The sequence below is a fragment of the Gluconobacter sp. Dm-74 genome, assembly GCF_018256135.1.
GTDB lineage: Bacteria > Pseudomonadota > Alphaproteobacteria > Acetobacterales > Acetobacteraceae > Gluconobacter > Gluconobacter cadivus.
This window is the reverse complement of the sequence record NZ_JAERLX010000008.1, coordinates 93876-105334: the sequence shown is the minus strand read 5'-3', so window position 1 is coordinate 105334 and position 11459 is coordinate 93876. Positions and strand designations below refer to the sequence as shown.

Here is an 11459-nt window from a genome sequence, read left to right as displayed (position 1 = left end):
TCGGATGTTTTACGCCCGTCTTGATCGTTTTTTCAACCTCACGGCCAGCGGAACAACCGCTGGCCGTGAGGTTATTGCTGGCCTGACAACCTTCGCCGCAATGGTCTACTGCGTTGCAGTCAATCCCATGATCATGGCGGAAGCCGGCATGGACCGCGCAAGCGTCCTGAGCGCCACATGCATGATTGCAATTTTCAGCACAACCCTGATGGGGCTTCTGGCAAACCTTCCCCTTGGCGTCGCGCCGGCCATGGGATCGAATGTGGTCTTTGCGATCATTCTGGTCAAACAGATGGGCGTTCCCTGGCAGGCAGCTCTTGCATTGGTCTGCCTGACGGGGCTGATTTTCATGCTCATGAGCCTGACACGCATTCGCGAGCGCATTGCCCAGGAGATCCCTGATACACTCCGGATCGGTATTCAGGTTGCGGTCGGTCTGGTCATCATGTTCATCGGAATGCGCAATTCCGGCTTTGTTGTCCCCAGTCCCTCTACCTTTGTGTCCATGGGGCCCATTACCAATTCCAGAGTGCTCATGACACTGGCTGGCTTTATCCTCACACCAGTTCTTGTCGCCAGACGGGTCCCAGGTGCCCTGATCATTTCCATTATTGCTCTAACCTTTGTCGGGCTTTTTCTTCCCGACGGCAAAGGTGGAAGCATCACGCCCTGGCCCACACATATCTTTGCGCTTCCCCGCATGCCCCATGAAACGGCTTTCCAGCTCGAACCACTCTATCTCGTGCATCACATCTTCTACGTCCTGCCGATGTTGTTCTTTTTCCTCTGCACTGAACTGTTCGGCACGCTCGCAAACCTGCTGGGCGTTGTAACCGCGACAGGAATGGTGTCGGAAAATGGTCGCATTCCTAGAGCCCGAGAAGCCTTCATAACAGATGCTGCCGGAAGTATTCTGGCCCCAGTATTGGGAACCTCGATTGTAACGGTCTATTCTGAATCCATCACAGGGGTTCATGCTGGCGGTCGAACCGGCCTGACGGCTCTGGTCATAGCAGGAGGGTTCGTTACAGCACTTTTCCTGTGGCCTTTGTTCATGATCATTCCACCTCAGGCAACAGCGCCTTCTCTCCTCATGGTGGGAATGATGATGTTTCAGGGAGTCCGCCATCTGGATCTGTCCGACCTCAAGGAAAGTGCTCCTGCCGCACTGACATTCATTATCGCTCTTCTGACCGGCAATCTCATCAACGGCATGGCCATCGGAACATTCTCATACGCAACCATGGCTCTCGCAACCGGCCGCGGGCGGGCAGTATCGCCAGTCGTGTGGGGTCTATGCGTGATTTTCATTATGTTTTTTGCTGTTTCAGCCCAGATGCATGGCCGTCACGGCTGAGGGGATTTTTCCATGTTTTCCAGACTTCGCCTTTCAGTTCTTCTGCTCGGCTTTTCTTCTCTGACTTTCGCTCAGGCCCAGACAACGCCGACACGCAATTATGTCATCATCGACAACGATTTCGCGGGTCCGGGCGGAACGAACATCCAATCCGTCATTCCCTTGCTGGGGCAACCAGACAAAGCAACCCTCCTTGGCTTTACAGTCGTGGTTGGAGATGGCTGGGAAAACGAAGCGGTTGCCCACCTGTCACGCTTTCTGGAAATAGCCTCTGCGCCGGCGAAATTGCCTGTCGTGCCAGGTGCAACGCAGCCATTGGTCAACTCACGCCCACGTCTTCTAGCCTGGGAAAAATCCAATGGTAAGATGCCATGGAAGGGCGCATGGCGTGGAGATGCTCCTGACCTTCAGCCTCAGATCAAAACACTCAAAGAAGGAATGCCAAACCGCCCTGTCTCTCCGGAGAAGGCCGCATTGTTTCTTATCCGCCAGGTCCATGAACATCCTCATGAGGTCACTCTTCTCGCAGCCGGCCCCATGACGAACGTCGCTCTTGCCATCAAGCTGGATCCAGAATTCGCCTCACTCTGTCGCAGGCTCGTTTTTATGGGGGCTATCGTTGATGGCAACCTTTCCCAAGTTACGGATAGTGCGGATTATTATACCGATTTCAACTTCATGTTTGACCCGGAAGCCGCTGCCATTGCGTTGGAAGCGCCATTTCCAGAAGTGATTTCGATCGGGGCAGTCGCCAATCCCATTCGCATGACACCTGAAATCCGCGACCAAGCCACACTCCATCCTGGGCCTGTGTCAGATTATCTGAAGCGCTATTTCCGCCCACAACCCATGTGGGATGAACTGGCCGCGGCTATCGCCCTAGATCCGACTTTGATGACACATAGCGTAACGGCATACATGACAGTCGACCTGACGCATGGTCCGAATTACGGATACGCTCATGTATGGCCTGATAGCACCCGCCCCCACATTGGTGAGCGCCCCGTCCGAATTGTCACAGCAGTCGATACGCCTCGTTTCATCCAGACGTTTGTAGACGCAGCCAATCGGATCAGTACGCATGATTGATGTCAGCTCTTCTCTGACCTCGCCTGAACTGCGCACACGCGCCGTGGATGCAGCAACCGGGCGGGCGCCTTTCGATATTCTGCTTGTGAATGGAAAGATTGCTGACGTTGCGACGGGAGAACTGCGTAACGCTGATGTCGGGTTGATTGGGCCGCTGATTGCCAGCACACACCCAACGGGTCAGCGTCAGGATGCCCTCAAGATTTTCGATCTCGCAGGTGCAGTGATCGCGCCAGGACTTATTGACTCTCATATGCATATCGAGAGTTCCATGATTACCCCCCGGATCTACGCAAAAACCGTCGTACCGCAAGGAACGACGACCGTATGCTGGGACCCGCACGAAATCGGAAATGCCAGCGGTCTGGATGGCGTGAAATGGGCCATTGAAGCCACCAAAGGCCTTCCTCTCCGCATTCTGGTCGAAGCCCCGTCCTGTGTACCGTCCGCACCGGGGCTGGAACGCTCTGGTGCCGTCTTTGACGAAACGGCCATGGCAGAGATGCTATCCTGGCCTGAAGTGATCGGTGTTGCTGAAGTGATGGATATGCGAGGCGTCATCACGGGCTCACCTCGCATGAAGAGTATTGTCAACGCCGGCCTTACAAGCGGAAAACTGATATGTGGCCATGCACGAAACCTCAAAGGCAGAGACCTTCAGGCGTTTATGGCTGCTGGCATAGAGTCAGACCATGAGCTGACGTCTAAAGCTGATATTCTGGAAAAACTCCGATCCGGTATGACCTTGGAGTTGCGAGTTTCCCATGAAAATATCCTGCCTGAAGCGATTGCGGCCTTTGAAGAATTGGGCTGCGTTCCACAAACCGTCACGCTCTGTACGGATGATGTTTTTCCAGATGATCTGTTGCGCCGTGGGGGAATGATTCATCATCTCAGATGCCTCGTTTCTTTAGGAATGCAGCCTCTGGATGCCCTACGTTGCGCAACGTTGAATGCAGCGATGCGCCTTGAACGGCGAGATCTTGGCCTTGTTGCAGCTGGCCGCCGGGCGGATCTGGTAGTTTTCAACAACCTTTCAGATTTTACGCCTCTGGAGGTTTTCACATCCGGCATCCATGCTGCGTCACACGGAACGCTTCTGATTGGCCTCCCGACTGAGCTGCCAAGACTTCCGCTCAAAACCATAAACCACGCGCCTGTCACCCCTGAAGATTTTCAGATTGCGGTGGCCGATGCCACGAAAGTCCGTGTTCGAACTGTCCGTACACCCCGCACCACTCAGTGGGGAGAACGGGAAATGAGCGTTGAAGCGGGCCATCTCGTCCTGCCACCTGACGCTGCGCTCATGGCTGTTTTCAACCGCTATGGGGAAAACGGGCCACCCGGGCTCGGCATACTTGAAGGATGGGGAGACTGGTCAGCCACGATCGGCACAACGATCCTTCATGATAGCCATAATCTTGCGATTTTCGGTCAAAATCCGGAAGATATGGCGTTTGTAGCCAACACTCTTATTGCGAGTGATGGGGGCATGGCAGTCGCACGGAACGGTAAAATTATTGCTCATGTTCCACTTCCTGTGTGCGGGCTGCTTTCTCCGGAAAATCTGGAAATTGTCAGTCATCAGTTTACAGCCGTTCGGGATGCCGCAGCAGCGGCGACAACATGGGACGGTCCGACCGCCATGATCAAGCTGGTGACGGGCGCCTCTCTCGCCTGCAATCCCGGGCCACACGTTACAGATCTGGGGATTACGGATGGTATGACAGGTGAAATCATCACCAGCATGGTCATGGAGACTGCCTGATGACGTTTCCCCACGACGTAACGGCCATGCGGCGCGATCTCCACAGTTTTCCCGAAACAGCCTTTCTTGAATACCGAACGGCATCACTTGTCGCTCAACGCCTGACAGAATTGGGTTATTCTGTCAGGGTTGGGCCGGAGATCATGTCCATGAACGATGTTCGTGGATTGCCTACAGAAGAAGATATTCAGGCTGCCCAAAAAGATGCCCTCGCAAATGGAGCAGACCCTTTTTGGCTGACAAGAATGCCCGGTGGCCAGACGGCTGTTTGCGGAGAAATTCGGCGTGGTGAAGGCCCGGTTGTTGCTCTTCGCTTTGATATGGACGCCCTCCCCGTCCACGAAAGTTCATCATCACATCATTCTCCGGCTCTGGGCAATTTCAGGTCTCGACACGAAGGGCGGATGCATGCGTGCGGCCATGATGGTCATACGGCTATAGGGCTGGCTGTCGCAGAAAAACTGTCGCGTCCAGAAGCAGAATGGAAGGGAACACTCCGGTTTATTTTCCAGCCTGCGGAAGAAGGAGGGCGCGGAGCCCAGCCGATCGTTTCGAGTGGACTTCTAGATGATGTCGACCGTTTTCTGGCCACTCATCTTGGCTGCCAGCTTCCAAGCGGGCAGATTGCCCTGACGGCTGATGGTTTTCTTTGGGCGGAAAAGTGGAATGTGACCTTCACGGGCAAAGCGGCTCATGCGGCGATGTGCCCTGAGGAAGGCCGGAACGCCCTGCTCGCTGCGGCTATCGCCGTTCCTGGTCTTTATGCGCTACCTCGCGATGGACAGTCTGATACGAGGATTAACGTGGGTCTGTTACAAGCCGGCCGTGCCCGGAACGTCATTGCAGATCAGGCCTATCTCGAACTTGAACTGCGTGCTTCAACCCGCGAAGGCCTCAGTCGCCTGACAGACGGCGCAACGCGCACCCTGCAAGGCGCGGCTCTGACTCAGGGCATTGAAGTCAAAATCGACATTTACGGAACGGCTATCAGCGCTCAGTCCGACCCGGAGATTATGGAGCGTTTGAGAGATGCGATTCTTGGCACAGAAAGTGCCGCCGTTATTCAGAGCTGGCCGATAGGTGGAGGTGATGACGCAACCTTCATGATGCAGCGCGTCCAGGAGCGCGGGGGCAAAGCTGGTTATTGCCTGTTCGGGGCAGATATTACTGCCCCTCATCATGCCAGCCTGTTTGATTTTGACGAGACTGTATTGCACAGAGCCGTATCGGTTCTTTCAAAATTTGTGGAACTGCCAGCATGAGCACACTTCCTTTCTGGCAGGTTTTCGCACCGGATGTTGCACTGAGCAGCCCCTATACCGATCGTTACAGGGTTCGTGCAGGAAATCGGAATCTTGACCTCCCTCTGCGTACTCTACCGAATGGAAAGCAGGCGGTCTCATCCCTTCTGGTCAATCAGACATCCTTTGAAGTGATGGATGTGTTGTGTGCAGAATTGGTCAATCTGGCCCACTCACTGAAGCCGGATCTGGTAGTCGGTATGCCGACTTTGGGTCTAGGACTGGCTGCGGCTGTCGCCCGTGGGTGTGGACTGCCACGATATGTGCCACTGAGCACATCGCGAAAATTCTGGTATAAAGACACGCTTTCTGCGAACCTTTCGTCCATTACCAGTCCAGACAATACTAAAAACCTCTACCTTGACCCCAACTTGCTTCCGTTGCTCCACGCAGCCAAGAAAATCATCATCGTTGATGACGTAGTCAGTACGGGGCAATCATTGGCTGCCGGTGTCAATATTCTTGCGGCAGCAGGCGTCTCACCCATCGGAGGCCTTTGTGTCATGACGCAAAGTGATCGTTGGAAGAACCGCTTTTCTTTTCCTGTTCTAAGCTGCTTCTCCTCCCCCCTTTTTGAGCACACGACAGAGGGCTGGATTGAACAAAAATACCCCCCTCAAACAGAGAGCTCTGATTGATACGCTTCTGCCGTCTAAGCGCGGACGTTGGGCTGAACAGGACCTGTGAGGTGCCCTAATGGCTCTGCCGCTATAGAACCCCAACGCCATGCTGGCCGACCGGAGCGATAACAAATAATCGTTTCCGCCAATATCTGCTGATGCACGAGATCCTGCCGGTCATTCCATCACGCAAAAGCTGCGGTGGTCCATAGAAAACAGACTGGCGGCGTTACAGACCATAGCCGCATTTTGCGATCCGTTCCGACGAGAGTGCCTTGCCCTGAGAAGTTTCCTCCCCCTCGCCGCCGTAAGGCTTTGGGTCAGGTCTTTTGTGAACGTAATCTGGACTGTCACTCCCAAGACATGCGTGCTTATACCGGAATGTCCCGTAACAATCCTTTCAAGTTCTATAAAAATATCAATCCATAGTGGGATATTGCCAAAAGACGTTAATAACCATTATATAATGTTATTTTTTATAAAACATTACGTTCGCGTGTATTTTTTTATCTCTCGCTATGATAGTTGGATAAAGATATAAAATCTTAAATCCGAGATAGAATAGTGAAATACTCACATCGTTCTTTGCCTCTCCTCACTCTACGGCAAATTCCATATGCGAAATGCATCGTTCCCCTGATGGTCATCGCAGGTCTGGGATTAACCACGGGGCAGGCAGATGCGTCAGAATTTGCATCTTCTCGGATAAAGAAAAAGCAGGAAAAACCACAAAATACAGGTCCTTCAACAACGCTTTCAGGTGGTGAAGAACAAATTACTGTCACTGTCCGTCGTCGGAGCGAGCCTCTGCAGAAAGTCCCGGTTGCCACGTCTGTTTTTACTGCAAAAGATGCTGCACGGAACAATGTTCATGATCTTCAGGGCATTTTCCAGTTCATCCCGTCAGCCAATTTCCGAACAAGCGCTTCCTCAAAAGATAGAACAGTTTTTGTGCGTGGAATAGGCACCATTTCCACCTCTCCAGGCGTAGAACCCTCTGTCTCCACCGTTCTGGACGGCGTTGTCCTGGCCCGCTCGGGTCAGGCCACTGCGGATCTTCTCGATCTTGAGCATATTGAAGTATTAAGGGGGCCCCAAGGCACTTTGTTTGGTAAAAATGCTTCGGCAGGCGCGGTGAATATCGTCACTGCAGCGCCCACAGAAGCCTTTCATGCCCATGCTGATGCGTCCTATTTTTCGGGCGACGAATATCGTCTGAGTGCTGGAGCTTCGGGCACACTTATTCCCTCAAAACTGACTGCCAATGGATCTTTTCTGGTAGGCGGCTATACTGGAAATGTTCGTAATGTGTACAACAGCGAAACCGTTAATGGATATCAGCATCGAGGGGCGAGAACGAAGCTGGCATGGACGCCAGACGACCAGACACGGGTTACCCTTGGACTGGATTATATGTATTCCAACGATGCCGTTCCCAATGGAGTCTTTTCATCGACCTCACATGTTGCCTACCCTACAGGAACAGTGACGAACAATGCCGCTCTGGCGCAGGCTCTAAGTGCCGAAGGCATTAATCCTTCATCGAACAATACACGCGTCAGCAACAATACCCTGAGCAAATCCATTGATCACAATGGGGGGGCTTCAATCACGCTTGATCGGAAGTTTGGCGCTTATACTCTGACTTCCATTTCCGCCTACCGGCGCTGGCAGAACACACAGGATCAAGATTACGATCAACTGTCTCAGCCGTACCCTTCCCTGCCGCAACTCGCTGATCATGGGTGGCTGGACTTCTGGCAGGCGTCACAAGAGGTACGTATTGCCTCCCCGAAAGGCCATTTTTTCGATTACGTCGGTGGTCTGTATTATCTTCATACCTCTGATTCAGAGACATATGATCGGTCTTTACAGCCTTATGGAGGAACATCCACTTCCGGACATGCAAATTTCGGAACCACCGGAAACAATTACGCGGTCTTTGCAGAAGGCAATCTGAACTTCACAAAGAATTTCAGGGCCATTCTGGGGCTTCGACTTTTGAGAGACGATCTGGATTACCGCTTCAACCGCACATCGACATCCGCCGCGGCGGTAACGGGCATCCGTCCAGACTATTCTTCCAATGGCTCAACAGCTCACAACGGATATGTAGACCGGATCGGCCTGCAATACGACATCAGCCACGATATCCATACCTATTTCACTTACTCCCATGGCTATAAGGGACCAGCTTATAACGTGTTCTTCAATATGCAGAACACCGATGCAAAATCTCTACGGCCAGAACAAAATAACAGCTTTGAAATTGGCCTGAAATCACAGTTCCTGCATCGTAGGATTACAGCGAATTTCGCAGCTTTCATTGAAGATTTTTCAAACTATCAGGCCAATTTTCTGGATACCGTTGCGGGTGCGACCGTTACGCGCCTTATCAATGCAGGAACAGTTTCCAGCAAAGGCGTAGAGGGGGACATTACCGCACGCCCCTTCCGCTATCTGACCGTTGGAGGCAATTTTGCCTATACCTATGCCACGGTCGATCATTTCAATTGCCCTGCTGGTGCGCCTCTCTCCTGCAATGTAAACGGCCAGCCGCTACCTTTTGCACCGCGCTGGAAACTTGTCCTGAATGCAGACTACACGCGACCACTGAATGATCGTTTCACGCTCTCTCTCGACAGCGATTACACATGGCAAAGCCGTACCCAGTATTCGCTGACGGAAACGCCCGACACCATCCAGAAAGCTTATGGAATTTGGAACATGAGCACGACGATCGAGGACAAGAAGCATCGGTTGCGTCTTACGCTCATCATGCGTAACGCCATCAATACACATTACGCCTCTTATATGGGCTATGGGAGTTTGGGAGGTGTCGTAAACTGGCTTCCGCGCGATTACGGCCGTTATGGTGGCTTTACCCTGCACAAGGACTTCTGAGCCAATGATCAGACGGCTCTTCAGTCCATCACAGGAATCAGAAACAGCACAACCGGACACAACAGAAAGACTGTCCGTCCTAATGCCCTCTCTGCTGTTTCTGATTGGTATCATCGCCTACGCAGACCGACAGATTCTCGCTTTGCTCAAGCCTGAACTGGACCGTATTTTCGGCTGGACTGCTGCAGACTACGCGTCAATTTCCTCATGGTCACAAGCGACCATCGCTGTCAGTCTGCTAGTCAGCGGGTGGGTTGTCGATCGTCTGGGAATAAAAAAGACGTTGGGTTTTGGTCTGACAGGATGGAGCCTTGCGACTATCCTGCATGCTGCGGTGCGGAGTGTCAGCGGCTTTTTGGCCGTCCGGATCGCTCTAGGACTGTTTGAGGGTGTGGGCACACCCGCCAGCATGAAGGCCATCAGAACGACATTCCCCCGTGATGCTCAGGGTCGCATGATCGGCCTGCTCAATGCAGCCCCAAATCTGGCCGCAATGAGCACACCTCTGATTGTGGCTCTTTTGTTCCCCATACTGGGATGGCGCGGCACAATTATCGCGGTTGGGGCTTCAGGACTGCTTTGCGCATTGCTCTGGTTCCGTTTCGCCCGCGTGAACGACAGCGAAACACAGACCTCGGCAATGGGTCATGCGGAGCCCAGCGCCCTTCCCGCGTGGCGCTGTGTCACAGGCTTTGCATTAGGAAAATTTCTTACAGACCCGGTGTGGTGGTTCCTGCTGTTCTGGCTACCCGACCTGCTCCATCGGCGCTTTGCGCTTGAGCCCTCTTCCATGGGTTTTCCTCTGGCCGTAGCGTATGGCATGGCAGGGATTGGCTCCATTTTGGGAGGGTACGCGCCTTTTTTCCTGACTCGGGCCGGGTACAGACATGAAACAGCACGACGCGCCATTATGGCTTTCGCCGCCTTGTGCGCCCTGCCGCTCCCTCTTCTGCTCACAACGTCCAGCCTGACTCTTGGCATTGCAGTCTGCGGGCTGACTCTGGCTGCTCATCAGGCTTTTGCTACCAATCTGTTCGGGTTCATTACCGAGTGGGTTCCTACACGAATGACTGGGCGTGCAACGGGTGTGGGCGCTTTTGCGGGAAATATCGGCGGCGCGCTCATGCTGCACCTTCTGGGGCAGTTTGCGGCTCCAGGTCAGTCAATGAAGCCCATTTTCGCTTACTGTGCTGTCGCCTATATTCTGGGGTGGCTCGCACTGGCGCTTTTTGCGCCCGTGCGGAAACTTCTCGCCCGGTCCGCCAGTCCTGACCTTAACCGTCCAGTTCCGACAGTCTGACCATCCGTTTTTCCCGGGCACTGATCTCGGCTGCCGTCCCGATTTTTACGGCCAGAAGACCGTCTGCGGCCGTTACCTGAACAGGTGCGCGCCCAGCGGCAGCATCCAGAAACGCCAGGAGCTGGAAGTAAGTCGCCCCATGATGATGTCCGGCAGCAAGCACGTCATCGCGGACTTCAATCGTCTCCCGCACAACGGCTTTGGGCTCACCTACAGGAACGCGGGGGGAGAAAACCTTGATCCCGGACGGGATACCCACCTCAAGCTTTGCGCGATCCCCAATCGCCACAAGCTGCTCCTGTTCGTCCGCCCCTTCTGCGAACATGCACAGATCCAGCATGGCGCGTACGCCGTTGTCGAAATCGACAATGGTATAACTGTTATCGATGATATCAGGCGTCTGACCGTCATAACGCTCATCAAGATGATTGACGTCCGCCGCTCCCGAACAGAAAACGCTGACAGGATTGGCACATACGATACAGGTCATAAGATCGAAAAAGTGACAGCATTTTTCGACCATCGTACCGCCCGTATTGCGGTTGAAGCGGTTCCAGTCTCCAACCTTGGCCAGAAACGGAAAGCGGTGCTCATGGAGAGCCAGCCGCTTCAAAACACCGATCCTGCCCTCGTGCACATCAGCAATGAAGCGTGAGACAGGGGGCATAAACCGGTATTCCATCCCGACCCAGAAAATACCCTTGCGTCCATCTGTCCGCGCGACAATGTCAGCGGCGTCCGCCACTGTTGTGCAAAGCGGCTTTTCGCAAAGAATATGAAGATCCGTATCGAGCAGGGGTAAAAGCACATCGTGATGCGTGTAATTCGGCGAGGCAACAATCACCGCATCAGCCTCAGTCACCGCAAGCATGGATAAAACGTCGGCATAAGCCGGGATATCTGCGGCATCCTCACCGAAGCTGGTTCGCAGACTCTCTTTTGCCCATACGATGGAAGAGAGTTCGGGATCGACAAGTGCAACGACGCGTGTTCCGGGCACAAGCGCCAGATTACGGATATGTTCCTGAGCCATAAGGCCGGTACCAACGAGAATGAAACGCATTGTCCGCCACGTGTTGTTGTTAATATCGTGAAGCGCGCTATACATCAATTCATCAAA

Annotated in this window: 8 protein-coding genes; 7 read left to right on the top strand and 1 reads right to left on the bottom strand. The window is 53.5% G+C overall.

Annotation, left to right across the window (positions count from 1 at the left end):
* Positions 1-4 precede the first annotated feature (4 nt).
* The 7 genes from JK208_RS11765 (at position 5) to JK208_RS11735 (ending at position 10339) form a co-directional block, all read left to right on the top strand.
* Positions 5-1357, top strand: coding sequence for an NCS2 family permease (locus JK208_RS11765; protein WP_211576343.1), 1353 nt, complete (start codon positions 5-7; stop codon positions 1355-1357).
* Positions 1358-1369: 12 nt separating this feature from the next.
* A complete protein-coding gene (locus JK208_RS11760) occupies positions 1370-2446 on the top strand; it encodes a nucleoside hydrolase (RefSeq protein WP_211576342.1) in 1077 nt (358 codons plus the stop codon).
* On the top strand, positions 2439-4214 hold the full coding sequence (locus JK208_RS11755; RefSeq protein WP_211576341.1) for an adenine deaminase: 1776 nt from the start codon (positions 2439-2441) through the stop codon (positions 4212-4214). The genes JK208_RS11760 and JK208_RS11755 overlap by 8 nt, the downstream gene beginning before the upstream one ends.
* On the top strand, positions 4214-5476 hold the full coding sequence (locus JK208_RS11750) for an amidohydrolase (protein ID WP_211576340.1): 1263 nt from the start codon (positions 4214-4216) through the stop codon (positions 5474-5476). Before JK208_RS11755 ends, JK208_RS11750 begins: the two co-directional genes overlap by 1 nt.
* Positions 5473-6153, top strand: coding sequence for a phosphoribosyltransferase (locus tag JK208_RS11745; RefSeq protein ID WP_211576339.1), 681 nt, complete (start codon positions 5473-5475; stop codon positions 6151-6153). Before JK208_RS11750 ends, JK208_RS11745 begins: the two co-directional genes overlap by 4 nt.
* Before the next feature lie 621 nt (positions 6154-6774).
* Positions 6775-9039, top strand: a complete 2265-nt coding sequence (locus JK208_RS11740; RefSeq protein ID WP_211576338.1) for a TonB-dependent receptor — start codon at positions 6775-6777, stop codon at positions 9037-9039.
* An 82-nt stretch (positions 9040-9121) separates the two neighbouring features.
* The gene (locus tag JK208_RS11735; RefSeq protein ID WP_249202125.1) at positions 9122-10339 is read left to right on the top strand and encodes an MFS transporter; all 1218 of its coding nucleotides are present in this window, start codon (positions 9122-9124) and stop codon (positions 10337-10339) included.
* Here the strand turns inward: JK208_RS11735 and JK208_RS11730 are convergent.
* On the bottom strand, positions 10314-11402 hold the full coding sequence (locus JK208_RS11730) for a Gfo/Idh/MocA family protein (protein WP_211576336.1): 1089 nt from the start codon (positions 11400-11402) through the stop codon (positions 10314-10316). The genes JK208_RS11735 and JK208_RS11730 overlap by 26 nt on opposite strands.
* Positions 11403-11459: the final 57 nt, after the last annotated feature.

Excerpts from the sequence above, each read along its gene's own strand:
- JK208_RS11765 (WP_211576343.1), top strand. The coding sequence starts at position 5 with ATGTTTTACGCCCGTCTTGATCGTTTTTTCAACCTCACGGCCAGCGGA.
- JK208_RS11760 (WP_211576342.1), top strand. The coding sequence starts at position 1,370 with ATGTTTTCCAGACTTCGCCTTTCAGTTCTTCTGCTCGGCTTTTCTTCT.
- JK208_RS11755 (WP_211576341.1), top strand. The coding sequence starts at position 2,439 with ATGATTGATGTCAGCTCTTCTCTGACCTCGCCTGAACTGCGCACACGC.
- JK208_RS11750 (WP_211576340.1), top strand. The coding sequence starts at position 4,214 with ATGACGTTTCCCCACGACGTAACGGCCATGCGGCGCGATCTCCACAGT.
- JK208_RS11745 (WP_211576339.1), top strand. The coding sequence starts at position 5,473 with ATGAGCACACTTCCTTTCTGGCAGGTTTTCGCACCGGATGTTGCACTG.
- JK208_RS11740 (WP_211576338.1), top strand. The coding sequence starts at position 6,775 with ATGGTCATCGCAGGTCTGGGATTAACCACGGGGCAGGCAGATGCGTCA.
- JK208_RS11735 (WP_249202125.1), top strand. The coding sequence starts at position 9,122 with ATGCCCTCTCTGCTGTTTCTGATTGGTATCATCGCCTACGCAGACCGA.
- JK208_RS11730 (WP_211576336.1), bottom strand. The coding sequence starts at position 11,402 with ATGCGTTTCATTCTCGTTGGTACCGGCCTTATGGCTCAGGAACATATC.